Here is a 14979-nt window from a genome sequence, read left to right as displayed (position 1 = left end):
ATATATGAAACACCTCCTGTGGGTTTATTTCGTAATCAGCTTAATACTCTTTGCAGCCCTAGCTTTATTTAGTTATGGCTATGGAATGGGGTATGTCTATATTTACTGGCGACAATTGCAGCTGCAAACAAATGTCTGGGGATTAACTCTTACTTTTGTAGTGATGAGTTTTATTGCTCAACTCTTATGGCTGTGGATTAAACGTTATTCATCTCGTGAACAAAGAAAAAGTGAAAACATCTTCCAATTTAAAAACCTTCATCCTTATGAACAATTAGGTATCGTTTGGTTGTTAGAAGCGGCCGAAGATCAACGTGTATTTATTGAACGTGTTTTTACTCAATCAGGGCTTTTAAAAAATATTATTGATGCCAAGTTTCTGGTTTTAAGTGGGGACTATCCAAAAGCATTGGCTGCTCTCGATCAATCACCACCGATGGCATTTGAATTGGCAGAGTTACAACGAATTGAAATCTTTTTAGCCGAAAATGAAGCCGATCGTGCATTAACTCATCTCGAGTTTTTATACCAACATCAGTTATCACCGTGGTTACAAGAAATAGAAACTGCTTACCAGCAAAGATTAACGGCTTTATGGGGGCAATTAGCGCTGCAACATCCATGGGTATATTTACGTTCTATGAAATACGGTTTGCTAGATGCAGAACACCGTGATTTATGGTTACAGCAGCTTCTTCAGCAATTTGACCAAGCGTCTATCGATGACTTACATGCCTTGCAGCAACGTTATTTGGATTTAGAGTCTGAAATACAAACTCGACCTTATAGCAGTAAGTTGTTATGGCTAAAACTATTAGCACGTATGCCAGATATGAGCATGCAGCATGCGGCCTTAACACTACATTTGTTAAAAGAGCAGTTTGACCCAGAAGTGTTTTATCTATGGTTTCAGCAGCAGTTGCTTAAACAAGTTCCAGACTATGCCGATGTTGAAGAAAAAATTATTCAATTTGAAAATCAATATATGAATTTGCCAGTTTTAACCTTTGCAAAATGGCATATCTATATGGCAACTGGACGTCAAACAGAAGCTGAAACATTATTATCATTATATCCAGATAATATTTTAATGAGCTATTTACGTATTAAGTCTACGCTTAAAGAAGATGACGTGTTAATCAAACAGTTAAATCTAATCTTTGAAAATGATGCAAATTTTTTAAAGTTTAAAATATGAGGTAAAAATGAAAGAACTGTCTGTCTACCCAGTAATATATGAACAGAAAGTAGCGTGGGGAGATATGGATGCTTTTGGTCATGTCAATAATGTACAGTATTATCGATATATTGAAAGCTCACGTATTTTATATATGGAAGCAATCAATATATTAACCCCACATTTATATACCGTTGTTGCTTCAAGTCAGTGTAAATATTTAAAGCCTGTTTTTTATCCTGACGTATTGAAAGTTGGTGTTCGCGTGGAAGAGCTCCGTAATAGCGCATTCCGTATGGCTTATATATTGTGGAGTGAAACCCAACAACAAATAGTCGCTACTGGTGAAGCTGTTATGGTATGCGTAGATAAATTGACAGAACGAAAATGTGAAATACCACAGGAAATAAAACAAAAAATTATTGAGCTAGAAAAATCAGTTGGGCATGACTTAATACATTTATCTTAAATAAATATTAATAAAATATATTTCATTTATAATTGGTAATGTAATTAAAAGGTAATTTTTTTGATTATTCTGATGAACACGGCTTTCAAACTATTGCTTATTGAATAGATTATAAATAATATTGGTCTTGATTTTATGTTTTTAAATTTTGTCTGTATTATTTTGAATTGTCTGTAAGACTGGAGTATTTATTAATGAAACCGGATATCAGTGAATTATCTGTTGAAGAGTTAAAACGCTTACAAGAAGAAGCAGAAGCTTTAATTGCAAGTAAAAAAGATCAAGCAATCGAAGATGCTTATAATCAAATTATCGAGATTGCTGAAAATGTAGGTTTCAGTGTTGAACAACTTCTTGAGTTTGGTGCTCAAAAACGTAAGAAAACAACTCGTAAATCTGTTGAGCCTCGTTACCGCAACAAAAACAATGCTGAAGAGACTTGGACTGGTCGCGGTAAACAACCACGCTGGTTAGTTGCTGAAATTGAAAAAGGCGCAAAACTTGAAGATTTCTTAATCTAATCAAATTGCCGTTTTTAAAAGCCAAGCAAATTTGCTTGGCTTTTTTATTGATAAAAATATCTCAAAATTTTGCTATAAATATTATTTAAAAAATTGAGTGTTTAAATTGCTCTTTAAATGAATTGTTGAGATCAAATGTGCATTTACTTCATTGAGCGCCAAGTTTTCATGATTTTGTCATACGTTCAACTTATAGTCTCAATACCGAAGCCAAGCCCGATTGCTTGGTTTTTTTATATGAAGTGAATTGGCGATGTTGAAAAAGTATGCATAATGTCAGACTAGGGAGCTACTCTCAAAATAAGGACGATAATTTGCATGTTGGTAAGGCTGAATGAAGAAAAAGTCTAAGCAATGGAAGTGGTGGTTTTTTGCCCTCATTGCATTTTTAATTTTTATTATTTTACAGATCCCGGCGACTTGGCTTATTTCTAAATTTTCAAAGAATAATCAAACTCTACACAATGTAAGTGGAAATATCTGGCAAGGCCAAGCAGATTGGCGGCGTGGTACTTTGAGAGGTTCGATTCATTGGAAAACTAGACCTCTTGACCTGTTTTTATTAAGGTTCGCTGCTGATGTAGATATCCATAGTGGTAATACCCAATTAGCTGGGGTAATGGGCTATGGTGTGGGGAAAAAAGTAATTGTAAAGGCTATGAATGGTCAAATTGCGTCTGAAACATTAAAACAAATTGTGAATTGGCAATGGCCTACGAACAGCATTCAACTGAAAGATATTGAGTTTAATTATAAGAAAGAGCAGGGTTTCGCCGCAGTTGATGGTCAATTACATTGGGGTGGCGGTGCTTTAATTTATAATATTGGTGATCGTCAAGACCGTATGAATATGCCTTCTTTAAATGGCCAATTAACGGATCAGAATGGACAATTACAAGTTGATATACGTGATCAACGCAGTCAAAAAATGGCGAATCTTTTATTAGATGCCAACATGATGCTTGATGTACAGCTTACCCAAAGGTTATTACTGAATATCCCATCTTATGATGGAAAAGCTGGTTTAGATACGTTTGTCATTAGTTCTCGTCAACCCTTAATACAAGGGGGTAACTAATGAAAGTATGGATTGAAAAATTACAGCAATTACAGTGGCAAAAATTAGATCGGTTAAGTGTAGTTGTATTTGCCTTTTTGGTTTTATGGTTGTGTTGGAAATTAGCTTCATTATTTTGGTGGGTAATTGCCCCTCCTCAAATGATGCAGTTTGATCGAGTCGAGTTAGGATCACAGCAGCCGCAAATTCCTAACATTAGTACTTTTTCGCTTTTTAATGAACCTTCAGCCAATGCAGCTCAGGAAAATGTCAACCTAGAATTACAAGGCGTAATGCTGGGTTATCCGAACCGTTTTTCTTCGGCTGTTATTAAGCTAGATAATATTGCTGACCGATATCGGGTAGGAGAAACAATAGGTTCTACATCTTATCAGTTAGCAGAAGTTTATTGGGATCATGTGATATTACGTCGAGGTAATGGAAGTACTCGTGAACTCCAATTTAAAGGTTTGCCAAACGGTTTATATCAACCTATGACGCCAGATGCTTCACAGCCAACTGCTATTGCGCCTCAGTCATCAGCACCTGTTAATACGACTCAAGAGGCGTTAGGACAGGCCATTCAGCAAATGCAAGGCAACCGTGAACAATATCTACGTGACATGGGTGTTAGTGGGAACTCTAGTGAGGGTTTTGAAGTTACAGAACGTACACCCACTGCGCTTCGAAATAAGTTAGGTTTAAGGCCGGGTGATCGGATTGTTTCTTTAAACGGTCAAACGGTTGGGCAGGGACAAACGGATGTGCAGTTACTTGAACAGGCTCGTCGAGCTGGGCAAGTGAAAATAGAAATAAAACGTGGTGATCAAGTGATGACCATACAACAAAATTTTTAGTGATAACACGTCACCATAAGAGTTAGGAATTATCGCAAGTTATGGCTTTATTGAATCATCAACGTCCACTTTGGGCATTACTTGCAGCAGCCCCATTGATTGCGACAGTGAGCAGCAGCGTCTATGCCCAAACATGGAAGATCAATTTACGTGATGCTGACTTAACTGCTTTTATTAATGAAGTGGCAGACATTACGGGTAAAAACTTTGCAGTAGATCCACGAGTACGTGGTAATGTCACAGTAATATCGAATAAACCCCTCAATAAAAATGAAGTTTACGACCTATTCCTTGGGGTCTTAAATGTGAATGGGGTGGTGGCAATTCCTTCGGGTAACACTATTAAGCTAGTTCCGGATAGCAATGTTAAAAATTCGGGAATTCCTTACGACTCGCGAAATAAATTGCGTGGTGATCAGATTGTTACCCGAGTCATTTGGCTTGAAAACACCAATCCTAATGATTTAATTCCAGCACTTCGGCCTTTAATGCCACAATTTGCACATATGGCTGCAATTGCGGGGACTAATGCACTGATTGTTTCGGACCGTGCGGCAAATATTTATCAACTTGAAAATATTATTCGTAATTTAGATGGTACTGGTCAGAATGATATTGAGGCAATAGGCCTTCAGTCGAGCCAAGCTGAAGAAATCATTACTCAACTGGAGGCAATGAGTGCTACGGGAGCATCGAAAGATTTTAACGGTGCCCGTATCCGTATTATTGCAGACAACCGAACCAATCGTATTTTAGTTAAGGGTGATCCTGAAACGCGTAAGCGCATTCGCCACATGATTGAAATGCTGGATGTGCCTTCGGCCGACCGTTTAGGTGGTTTAAAAGTTTTTCGATTGAAATATGCAAGTGCAAAAAATTTATCTGAGATTTTGCAAGGCCTCGTAACAGGACAAGCAGTTTCTTCGTCAAATAGTAATAATAGTTCTTCTAACTCATCGAATCCGATCAATAATTTGATGGGTAATAACCAGAATTCTAGTTCAAATACCTCTGGTTCAAATGGTAGCTCAATTTCTACGCCATCTATTAATTTAAACGGTAATTCGAGCAATAATAATCAGAACAATATCTCTAGCTTTAGCCAAAATGGTGTGAGCATTATTGCAGACAATGCGCAAAACTCATTGGTAGTTAAAGCTGACCCACAGTTAATGCGTGAAATTGAATCTGCTATTCAGCAGCTTGATGTTCGTCGTCAGCAAGTTCTGATTGAAGCTGCGATTATTGAGGTTTCAGGTAAAGATGCCGATCAATTAGGGGTGCAATGGGCACTTGGTGACATTAATAGTGGTATTGGTCTAATTAACTTTACCAATGCAGGTTCAAGTCTGGCTTCATTGGCAGCAGGTTATTTAACTGGCGGTGCTTCTGGTTTGGGAAGTGCAATTGGAGCCGGTAGTTCAATTGCATTAGGGAAGTATAAAGAGGGTGCGGATGGTTCTCGCCAGCTTTATGGAGCTTTAATTCAAGCTTTAAAAGAGAATACAGCTTCTAATTTATTGTCTACCCCCTCTATTGTAACGATGGACAATGAAGAAGCTTATATTGTTGTCGGTCAAAACGTTCCATTTGTAACAGGATCGGTCACTACAAACAGTACGGGGATCAACCCATACACCACGGTTGAGCGTAAAGATGTGGGGGTGACATTAAAAGTTATACCTCACATAGGTGAAAATGGCACAGTTCGACTTGAAATTGAACAAGAAGTTTCAAATGTTCAGGCGAGTAAGGGGCAGGCTGCCGATTTGATTACAAACAAACGTGCTATAAAAACAGCTGTATTGGCTGAGCATGGACAGACAGTAGTCTTGGGTGGCTTAGTATCTGATGATGTTGAATTTAACCGTCAAGGTATTCCTGGGTTAAGCAGTATTCCATACTTAGGTAGATTATTCCGCTCGGATACTCGAAGTAATGTGAAGCGTAACCTTCTTGTTTTTATCCACCCAACAATTGTGGGTGATGCAAATGATGTGCGCCGTTTGTCTCAGCAGCGCTATAGCCAGCTTTATAGCTTACAATTGGCTATGGATAAAAACGGCAATTTTGCAAAACTGCCTGAACAGGTTGATGATGTCTATAATCAAAAAATGACACCACCGAGTATTGCTCCTCAGTCAAAAAATTATCAACAGGTTCCTTCGGGCGGAAAAACCTCGACGGTAACTACACCTGTAGCGGTAGAGCCAGCAGTTCAAAAGCAAACATTACAGTTACCTGATCCTGAAGTTAATCGTACTAAAAATACAGTAACAACAACGACACTGCGCCCAAGCACAGCACAGTAGTAGCATGTTATGATTGATAAAAAATGAATAGGACATACGCATGACTTGGAAACTACAAGCAATTACTGGTGAAATTACTGGCCAAGAAATTAATGTTGATCGTGATATGTTGGTAGGGCGTCATCAAGATGCCGATGTGTTGTTACAAGCTGCTGAAATCTCACGTCGCCATGCTGCATTGCTTTTAAAAGATCAAGCGCTATGGGTGCAAGACCTTAATTCATCGAATGGCACATTTGTAAACGATATTCGTATTGAGCAAGAAAAGCAGCTACATGATGGTGATATTGTTCAGTTCGCTAGTTTTAAATTTTCTGTACTAGCGCCTGCACAGAAAATCACGGAATTACCTGAAATTGAAGCCGAGCCTGTACATACAACATCATCCCCAGATTTAAGCGATCAAGGAATGCCGAGCCTTGCAGAGCGCGCTGCAGAAGTCGAAGTTCGTCGCGATGGTATGCCGCAGAATATTTCTATTCCAAAACCTGCACCTATTCCAGAGGGTGTAGATATTAATGCGCAACAGCAAACACCTATCGCTTTTGATGAACCAGTTTCACGTGTTGCAGAAGAAAAAGAGCAACAAAAGAATGCCTCAGTTGGTTTAATCACTATTATTATTTTAGTAATTTTAGCTGTATTGGCATGGTTATTCTTTAAATAATCCGTTGCTGCTTTTACAATCAAGGCATGCTAAACGCATGCCTTTTTAATTTTGAGTAGAAAAAAGATGTCTGTTGCACAACTAAGTAAGCGCGATTTAATTTTATTTGATCTAGATGGGACGTTGGTTGATTCTGCTGCTGATTTGTATCGGTCTATGAATTTAAGTTTAGAGGCGCTAAGTTGGCCATTGGTAACAGAAGTTCAAATACGAGAATGGGTAGGTAAAGGAGCTTCAAAACTCTGTGAAAGTGTTCTGCTTCATATTTTTGGAAAATTAGATCCTGAACAGCACAAAGTCTTATTACAAAAATTTATTGATATATATAGTGTAGAACTCTGTGTAAATACTCAAATTTATCCTGGTGTAACCGAGTTTTTAAAACATTGTAAAACTTTGAATATACAAATGGCATGCGTTACCAATAAGCCTGTACAACTTGCTCAAGGTTTGCTTGATGCTTTACAGCTCTCTCCTTATTTTCAAGTCGTACTTGGAGGGGATAGCCTACCTGAGAGAAAGCCTCATCCATTGCCATTATTGCATTGCATGCAAAGCCTAAAAATATCTGCTTCACAATCATTAATGATTGGCGATTCAAGTAATGATATTGAGGCTGCGCGTCGTGCTGGAATTGATTGTATTGTGGTTAGCTATGGCTATAATCATGGAGAAAATATCTATGATTGCCAACCTCAACAAGTTGTTGATAGTCTTGCTGAGTTAATTATCTAATGAATGAAATGGAGATCAGAATGAATAAGCGTATGGTTTTTCGATGGCGTGTCTAAACCGAATCTAGAAAAACACACTTTTAAATCGAAACCATATTAGAGAAAATTCATGACAACATTAGCGCAATTTGAGCAACTCAAGGCTGCTGGTTACAACACGATTCCAGTTTATCGCCAACGCTTAGCAGATACAGAAACCCCTTTATCTGTTTTCGCTCGTTTTAAAGACCACACGCAAGCTTATTTATTTGAGTCAGTCGAAGGTGGCGAAAATTGGGCGCGCTATTCTATGATTGGTTTAGGTGAGTCGACGGTTTTCTCATGTAATGCAGGTGTTCTGTCTATACAACATGCTGATGGCTCAATTACACAACAAGATTGCCAAGACCCATTTCAGTATATTCGTGAATTTCAGAAGCAATTTAAAGTGCCATCTGCTGAGCTCTTGCCAAACTTACCGAGTTTTACTGGCGGATTAGTGGGTTATTTAGGCTATGATGCAGTCCGTTATATCGAGCCACGTTTAAAGAATGTTCCTACAGCTGACCCAATTACATTGCCGGATTTATGGTTAATGCTATCAAAGACAGTCATTGTTTTTGATAACCTTAAAGATACTTTATTTCTAATTGTGCATGCGGATACAGAGCAGAGTAATGCTTATGAAGACGCTCAGCAAAAATTAGATCAATTGGAACAGTTGTTAGCTACTCCAGTTAGTTTGCAAGCTAAGCCGCATACACCTCCACATTTTGAATCAATTACTGGTAAAACGAAATTCTTAGAGACAGTCGAAAAAGTTAAAGAATATATACGTGCTGGTGATGTGATGCAGGTTGTTCCGGGGCAGCGTATGGTTTCTGATTTCGATGGGGAGGCTTTACAGGTTTATCGTGCTTTACGTCATCTGAACCCATCGCCTTATTTATTCTTGGTACAAGGGCAAACGATTACTGATAAAAAGCCATTCCATATTGTAGGGTCGTCGCCAGAAATTCTTTCTCGTTTGGAAAATGGCATTGCTACAGTTCGGCCTTTAGCGGGGACCAGACCGCGTGGTAAAACTAAAGAAGAAGATGTTGCGCTAGAAAAAGATTTGCTTTCTGACGAAAAAGAAATCGCTGAGCATTTAATGTTGATTGACCTTGGTCGAAATGATGTGGGGCGCGTATCAAAAATAGGTAAGGTCCAAGTAACGGATCAAATGGTGATTGAACGCTATTCACATGTCATGCACATTGTCTCAAATGTGCAAGGCGAAGTTCGTGACGATATCGATGCGCTAGATGTATTTAAAGCAACTTTCCCAGCAGGTACTTTATCGGGTGCACCAAAAATTCGTGCAATGGAAATTATTGATGAAGTTGAGCCTGTGAAAAGAGGTGTGTTTGGTGGGGCAGTGGGATATTTAGGATGGCACGGCGAAATGGATATGTCGATTGCAATCCGTACTTGTGTTATTCGAGATAAAAAGGTCTATGTACAGGCTGGAGCAGGCTTGGTAGCGGACTCAAATCCTGAATCTGAATGGAATGAAACGCAAATAAAAGCTCGCGCAGTGATCAAAGCGGTTGAATTATCATCAAACGGATTGATTTTATGAGTTTTTAGCGGTTTTTTTTAAAAAACCGCTTGCATCGTTTGGAAGTTTTGCTAAACTGCACACCGTTCCGATACGAAACGTACGAAACACTAAGAAGAGCCGGCATAGCTCAGTTGGTAGAGCAACTGACTTGTAATCAGTAGGTCCACAGTTCGAATCCGTGTGCCGGCACCATCTTAAAGGTGTGTAGTTGTGAAGTAAAGAACAACACTGAAATAAGTGTGATATGGTGAGATTCCCGAGCGGTCAAAGGGGGCGGACTGTAACTCCGCTACGAAAGTTTCGAAGGTTCGAATCCTTCTCTCACCACCATTAACTTCGATTGAAGTGGTATATATACCAACACAGTGCGGGAGTAGCTCAGTTGGTAGAGCGGCAGCCTTCCAAGCTGCATGTCGCGAGTTCGATCCTCGTCTCCCGCTCCATCGAAGGATAATCGCTCTTATAGCTCAGTGGTAGAGCACTCCCTTGGTAAGGGAGAGGTCTCGAGTTCAAATCTCGATAAGAGCTCCAGATACAGTTTAGTAGATTTTCTACAAAGATTTAAAAAGCAGGCTTATTAGTCTGCTTTTCAAGTATTGGGTGTTTGATTTTTTAGGCGATATGTCGATGCTGAGTTTTTGCTCAGAATTGTGTTCGACGTAAACGAGGACTATAAACATGGCTAAGGCTAAGTTTGAACGTAATAAGCCACACGTAAACGTGGGCACAATCGGTCACGTTGACCATGGTAAAACAACTTTAACTGCTGCGATTGCAACAATTTGTGCAAAAACTTACGGCGGTGAAGCGAAAGATTACTCACAAATCGACTCAGCACCTGAAGAAAAAGCACGTGGTATTACAATTAATACTTCACACGTAGAATACGATTCTCCAATTCGTCACTACGCGCACGTTGACTGCCCGGGCCACGCCGATTACGTTAAAAACATGATTACTGGTGCTGCTCAGATGGACGGCGCGATCCTTGTGTGTGCTGCGACTGACGGTCCAATGCCACAAACTCGTGAACACATTCTTCTTTCTCGTCAGGTTGGTGTACCTTACATCATCGTATTCTTGAACAAGTGTGACCTTGTTGATGATGAAGAATTACTTGAATTAGTAGAAATGGAAGTTCGTGAACTTCTTTCTACTTATGACTTCCCAGGTGATGACACTCCAGTTATCCGTGGTTCTGCGCTTAAAGCGTTGGAAGGCGATGCTGGTCAATATGGTGAGTCTTCAGTTCTTGCTCTTGTTGAAGCGCTTGACTCTTACATCCCAGAACCAGAACGTGCTATCGACAAAGCATTCTTAATGCCAATCGAAGACGTATTCTCAATTTCTGGTCGTGGTACTGTAGTAACAGGCCGTGTAGAAGCTGGTATTGTTAAAGTTGGTGAAGAAGTAGAGATCGTTGGTATTAAAGATACAGTTAAAACAACTGTAACTGGCGTAGAAATGTTCCGTAAACTTCTTGACGAAGGCCGTGCAGGTGAGAACTGTGGTATCTTACTTCGTGGTACTAAGCGTGAAGACGTACAACGTGGTCAAGTACTTGCTAAACCAGGTACAATCAAGCCACACACTAAATTCGACGCAGAAGTATACGTACTTTCTAAAGAAGAAGGTGGTCGTCACACTCCATTCTTAAATGGTTACCGTCCACAGTTCTACTTCCGTACAACTGACGTAACTGGTGCAATCCAATTACAAGACGGCGTTGAAATGGTTATGCCAGGCGACAACGTTGAAATGTCAGTAGAATTAATCCACCCAATCGCGATGGACCCAGGTCTACGTTTTGCGATCCGTGAAGGTGGTCGTACTGTAGGTGCTGGTGTTGTTGCGAAAGTAACTGCATAAGCATATTATAGTGACGGATTACGTCTCAGGTTGAGGGCTTTGGCTCTCAACTTGCATTATAGGTCAGTAGTTCAATTGGTAGAGCGTCGGTCTCCAAAACCGAATGTTGGGGGTTCGAGTCCCTCCTGACCTGCCATATTTTGAAATAAAAAGCTTGATGCTGGCTTAGTTGTTCATATAATAAGTCGCGAGTTCTACGACGAGTACAAAAATGTCGAATGATAAATCGCGTGACGCATTGAGCGACGCGCCAATTCCTCAAAGAAATAATTCTGCTGAAGTTGTTCGTTCTGGTTCGCCTTTAGATATTGTTCTATGGGTGATAGCAATAGCATTGTTGCTTTTAGCTACCATGGTGAATCAACATTTGCCAGCGTATTGGGCACCTGCAAATAATGTTTGGGTGCGCGTTGGGGCAATTTTTGCTTGTATCGTTGTGGCTTTAGGTTTATTATACGCCACCCATCAAGGTAAAGGCTTCGTTCGCTTGCTAAAAGATGCACGAGTCGAATTGCGTCGAGTAACTTGGCCAACAAAACAAGAAACAGTCACTACATCGTGGCAGGTTCTATTGGTTGTAGTTGTTGCATCATTGGTTTTATGGTGCTTTGACTATGGTTTGGGTTGGTTAATTAAGTTGATTATCGGGTAAAAGAGCTATGAAACGTTGGTACATTATTCATGCCTACTCTGGCTATGAAAAACAAGTGATGCGTTCACTTACAGAACGAATCCAGCGTAGCGCTGTTGCCGATAGCTTTGGTGATGTCCTTGTTCCTACCGAAGAAGTGGTAGAAATGAAGGATGGTAAGAAACGTAAATCTGAGCGTAAATTCTTTCCTGGCTATGTGTTAGTCGAAATGGAAATGAATGATGATACTTGGCATATCGTTAAAGAATGTCCAAAGGTTCTAGGTTTTATCGGTGGTACACCTGAAAAACCAGCACCAATCACTCAACGTGAAGCAGATGCGATTCTTGCGCGTGTACGTAATACTGGTGAAGCGCCACGTCCTAAAACGATGTTTGAGCCAGGTGAAGAATTACTTGTTATTGACGGTCCATTCACAGACTTTAAAGGTGTGGTGGAAGAAGTTCAATACGATAAGTCACGTTTAACGTTGACGATTAATGTATTTAATCGACCAACTCAGGTTGAACTCGAGTTTCGCCAAGTCGAAAAAACGATTTAATCTCAATTGGTTGAAAAGCGCCCGATTTTATCGGGCATTGTTGTTGTAACAGTAGTGTTGCGTAAAGATTGGGGAGCCTAGCGGCGTTTGTACCCAGAGGTATTTTAAAATGGCTAAGAAGATTGACGGCTATATCAAGCTGCAAGTTCCAGCTGGTAAAGCAAATCCATCTCCACCAATTGGTCCTGCGTTAGGTCAACGTGGTGTAAACATCATGGCATTCTGTAAAGAATTCAATGCTGCTACACAAAAAGTTGAACCAGGTCTTCCAATTCCTGTAGTGATTACTGTGTACAACGACAAGTCGTTCACATTCATCATGAAAACTCCTCCAGCTTCTATTCTTCTTAAGAAAGCTGCTGGTATTCAAAAGGGTTCATCTGTACCAAACAAAACTAAAGTTGGTAAGTTGACTCGTGCTCAGTTAGAAGAAATTGCGACTACTAAAGAACCAGATTTAACTGGTGCTGATTTAGACGCACGTGTTCGTACCATCGCTGGTTCTGCACGTTCTATGGGCTTGGAAGTGGAGCTATAAGACATGGCAAAGTTAACTAAACGTCAAAAAGCCATTGCTGCTGCTGTTGAAGCAAACAAAGTTTACACTTTGGAAGAAGCAGTACAAGTTCTTAACAGCCTACCTGCTGCAAAGTTCAAAGAATCTTTGGATGTAGCTGTAAATCTTGGTGTAGACCCACGTAAATCTGATCAGGTTGTTCGTGGCGCAACTACATTACCTGCAGGTACTGGTAAAACTGTACGTGTAGCTGTATTTGCTCAAGGCGCGCAAGCAGAAGCTGCTAAAGAAGCTGGTGCTGATGTTGTAGGTTTTGATGACCTTGCTGAAAGCATCCAAGGTGGAAACCTTGACTTTGATGTTGTAATCGCTGCTCCTGACGCTATGCGTGTTGTTGGTAAGCTCGGTACAATTCTTGGTCCACGTGGTTTAATGCCAAACCCTAAAGTTGGTACTGTAACTCCTGACGTAGCGAATGCTGTTAAAAACGCTAAATCTGGTCAGGCTCGTTACCGTGTAGACAAAGCGGGTATTATCCATGCTGCGATCGGTCAATTAGGCTTTGATGCTGCTGCTATCCGTCAAAACGTTGAAACCTTAGTTGCTGACTTGAAAAAGTTAAAACCTGCGACTTCTAAAGGTGTATACATCAAAAAGATCACTTTGAGCTCAACTATGGGTCCTGGTCTTACAGTTGATGTAAACAACGTTTCTAACTAAGTTTAGACTTAGTAAAGAATTTTAAAGTCCTGATTGGGGACAGAACTTAAATAGAAATGTTTTCTATTTGGTTGGGTGGAGCAAAGCTTTATCCCTTACCCGTCAGGCGGACTTTGAATTGATAAATGAGAATTTATCAGCGTCAAAGACCTCAGGCGAAAAGATGTCGTTTTCGAATAGCACTTTTCTTAATAAACCAGCCTGCGTAGACGCGGTGGTGTGATTTGTTCCTCCTCCGCGTGTAAGTCGAAAGGCTTACGAATTGGGAGTGTGCCCATTGGGTACATAAATCACCTTAGGAGGTTTTACAATGGCTCTTCTTATTGAAGACAAAAAACAGATCGTTGCGGAAGTAAGTGAAGTTGCTTCTAAGGCGTTTGCAGCCGTTGTTGCTGACTACCAAGGCTTAAGCGTAGAGCAATTAACAACACTTCGTGTTGAAGCTCGTAAGTTAGGTGTTTCTACACGTATTGTACGTAACACTTTGGCTAAACGCGCACTTCAAGATACTCAATTCAATATCTTGAACGACAACCTTGTTGGTCCAACAATTCTAGGTTTTTCAACTTCTGAAGATGACATGGGTGCAGCTGCACGTTTGTTCGAAGATTTTGCTAAAACTAACAAAGCATTTGAGTTAAAAGCTGCTGCATTTGACGGCAAAGTTTATCAAGGTGCTGACGTTAGCGTAATTGCAAACCTTCCGAACCAAGAGAAAGCTCTTACTATGCTTGCCTCTGTCCTTCAAGCTCCTATTTCGAAATTGGGTCGCCTTATTACAGCGCTCAAAGAGAAAAACGAGTCAGAAGCTGCTTAATCAATTTTACACACCATTCAATATCCATTTGGAGTTATTCTCATGGCTTTAACTAACGAAGAAATCTTAAACGCAGTTGCTGAAAAAACTGTTCTTGAACTTGTTGAATTAATTTCTGCTTTCGAAGAGAAATTCAACGTTTCAGCTGCAGCTGTTGCTGTTGCTGCTCCAGCTGGTGGCGCTGCTGCTGCTGCTGAAGAACAATCTGAATTCAACGTTGAGTTGACTTCTTTCGGTGCTAACAAAGTAGCTGTAATTAAAGCAGTTCGTGAAGCAACTGGCCTTGGTCTTAAAGAAGCTAAAGACCTAGTTGAAGGTGCTCCTCAAGTTCTTAAAGAAGGCGTTTCTAAAGAAGAAGGCGAAGAACTTAAGAAGAAACTTGAAGAAGCTGGTGCTACAGTTACACTTAAGTAATTGTAAAAGGAGTCGGTTTTTAAATCGGCTCCATAAAATGGCTGATGGCTCTTGGGTCATCAGCCTTTTT

Annotated in this window: 16 protein-coding genes and 5 tRNA genes; all 21 read left to right on the top strand. The window is 40.1% G+C overall.

Annotated elements, in window-relative coordinates:
• Window positions 1-4: 4 nt before the first annotated feature.
• The 21 genes from H7R46_RS17275 to rplL all read left to right on the top strand — a co-directional run bounded on the left by H7R46_RS17275 (window position 5) and on the right by rplL (window position 14909).
• Entirely contained in the window at window positions 5-1198 is a 1194-nt protein-coding gene (locus tag H7R46_RS17275) for a hypothetical protein (RefSeq protein WP_005065771.1), read from the top strand.
• Window positions 1199-1205: 7 nt separating this feature from the next.
• Complete coding sequence (locus H7R46_RS17270) at window positions 1206-1646, top strand: acyl-CoA thioesterase (protein ID WP_002121251.1); 441 nt, start codon at window positions 1206-1208, stop codon at window positions 1644-1646.
• 194 nt (window positions 1647-1840) lie between these two features.
• Window positions 1841-2167, top strand: coding sequence for an H-NS family nucleoid-associated regulatory protein (locus H7R46_RS17265; RefSeq protein ID WP_000801427.1), 327 nt, complete (start codon window positions 1841-1843; stop codon window positions 2165-2167).
• A gap of 334 nt (window positions 2168-2501) precedes the next feature.
• The gene (gene gspN / locus H7R46_RS17260; RefSeq protein WP_032013203.1) at window positions 2502-3245 is read left to right on the top strand and encodes a type II secretion system protein N; all 744 of its coding nucleotides are present in this window, start codon (window positions 2502-2504) and stop codon (window positions 3243-3245) included.
• On the top strand, window positions 3245-4081 hold the full coding sequence (locus H7R46_RS17255) for a type II secretion system protein N (RefSeq protein ID WP_032013202.1): 837 nt from the start codon (window positions 3245-3247) through the stop codon (window positions 4079-4081). Before gspN ends, H7R46_RS17255 begins: the two co-directional genes overlap by 1 nt.
• Window positions 4082-4122: 41 nt before the next feature.
• Window positions 4123-6393 (top strand): type II secretion system secretin GspD, encoded by a 2271-nt coding sequence (gene gspD / locus H7R46_RS17250; RefSeq protein ID WP_042783293.1) that lies wholly within the window; start codon window positions 4123-4125, stop codon window positions 6391-6393.
• Window positions 6394-6433: 40 nt separating this feature from the next.
• Window positions 6434-7060 carry an FHA domain-containing protein gene (locus H7R46_RS17245; RefSeq protein WP_042783292.1) on the top strand — a complete coding sequence of 209 codons (627 nt, stop codon included), beginning with the start codon at window positions 6434-6436 and terminating at the stop codon, window positions 7058-7060.
• Between the two features lie 66 nt (window positions 7061-7126).
• On the top strand, window positions 7127-7795 hold the full coding sequence (locus H7R46_RS17240) for a phosphoglycolate phosphatase (RefSeq protein ID WP_005079407.1): 669 nt from the start codon (window positions 7127-7129) through the stop codon (window positions 7793-7795).
• A 108-nt stretch (window positions 7796-7903) separates the two neighbouring features.
• Window positions 7904-9397: an anthranilate synthase component I gene (gene trpE, locus H7R46_RS17235; protein WP_042783291.1), complete on the top strand. Its 1494-nt coding sequence runs from the start codon at window positions 7904-7906 to the stop codon at window positions 9395-9397.
• 98 nt (window positions 9398-9495) lie between these two features.
• A tRNA-Thr gene (locus tag H7R46_RS17230) sits at window positions 9496-9571 on the top strand.
• A 54-nt stretch (window positions 9572-9625) separates the two neighbouring features.
• Window positions 9626-9709 (top strand) — tRNA-Tyr (locus H7R46_RS17225).
• A gap of 37 nt (window positions 9710-9746) precedes the next feature.
• A tRNA-Gly gene (locus tag H7R46_RS17220) sits at window positions 9747-9822 on the top strand.
• A gap of 13 nt (window positions 9823-9835) precedes the next feature.
• Window positions 9836-9910 (top strand) — tRNA-Thr (locus H7R46_RS17215).
• A gap of 147 nt (window positions 9911-10057) precedes the next feature.
• A complete protein-coding gene (gene tuf, locus H7R46_RS17210; RefSeq protein WP_005065785.1) occupies window positions 10058-11248 on the top strand; it encodes an elongation factor Tu in 1191 nt (396 codons plus the stop codon).
• 60 nt (window positions 11249-11308) lie between these two features.
• A tRNA-Trp gene (locus H7R46_RS17205) sits at window positions 11309-11384 on the top strand.
• 75 nt (window positions 11385-11459) lie between these two features.
• Window positions 11460-11900 (top strand): preprotein translocase subunit SecE, encoded by a 441-nt coding sequence (gene secE / locus H7R46_RS17200; RefSeq protein WP_002114837.1) that lies wholly within the window; start codon window positions 11460-11462, stop codon window positions 11898-11900.
• A gap of 7 nt (window positions 11901-11907) precedes the next feature.
• A complete protein-coding gene (gene nusG / locus H7R46_RS17195; RefSeq protein ID WP_002115092.1) occupies window positions 11908-12441 on the top strand; it encodes a transcription termination/antitermination protein NusG in 534 nt (177 codons plus the stop codon).
• 109 nt (window positions 12442-12550) lie between these two features.
• Window positions 12551-12979, top strand: a complete 429-nt coding sequence (rplK, locus tag H7R46_RS17190) for a 50S ribosomal protein L11 (RefSeq protein ID WP_001074682.1) — start codon at window positions 12551-12553, stop codon at window positions 12977-12979.
• A gap of 3 nt (window positions 12980-12982) precedes the next feature.
• Window positions 12983-13678 carry a 50S ribosomal protein L1 gene (gene rplA, locus H7R46_RS17185; RefSeq protein ID WP_005065788.1) on the top strand — a complete coding sequence of 232 codons (696 nt, stop codon included), beginning with the start codon at window positions 12983-12985 and terminating at the stop codon, window positions 13676-13678.
• A gap of 310 nt (window positions 13679-13988) precedes the next feature.
• Window positions 13989-14495 carry a 50S ribosomal protein L10 gene (gene rplJ, locus H7R46_RS17180; RefSeq protein WP_002115099.1) on the top strand — a complete coding sequence of 169 codons (507 nt, stop codon included), beginning with the start codon at window positions 13989-13991 and terminating at the stop codon, window positions 14493-14495.
• Window positions 14496-14537: 42 nt separating this feature from the next.
• Window positions 14538-14909 (top strand): 50S ribosomal protein L7/L12, encoded by a 372-nt coding sequence (gene rplL / locus H7R46_RS17175; RefSeq protein ID WP_001229360.1) that lies wholly within the window; start codon window positions 14538-14540, stop codon window positions 14907-14909.
• Window positions 14910-14979: the final 70 nt, after the last annotated feature.

The organism is Acinetobacter sp. BEC1-S18-ESBL-01, from assembly GCF_014169935.1.
In the GTDB taxonomy this organism is placed as follows: Bacteria; Pseudomonadota; Gammaproteobacteria; order Pseudomonadales; family Moraxellaceae; genus Acinetobacter; species Acinetobacter pittii.
The sequence above is the reverse complement of the archived record's forward strand: the minus strand, read 5'-3'. Positions and strand labels throughout refer to the sequence as shown.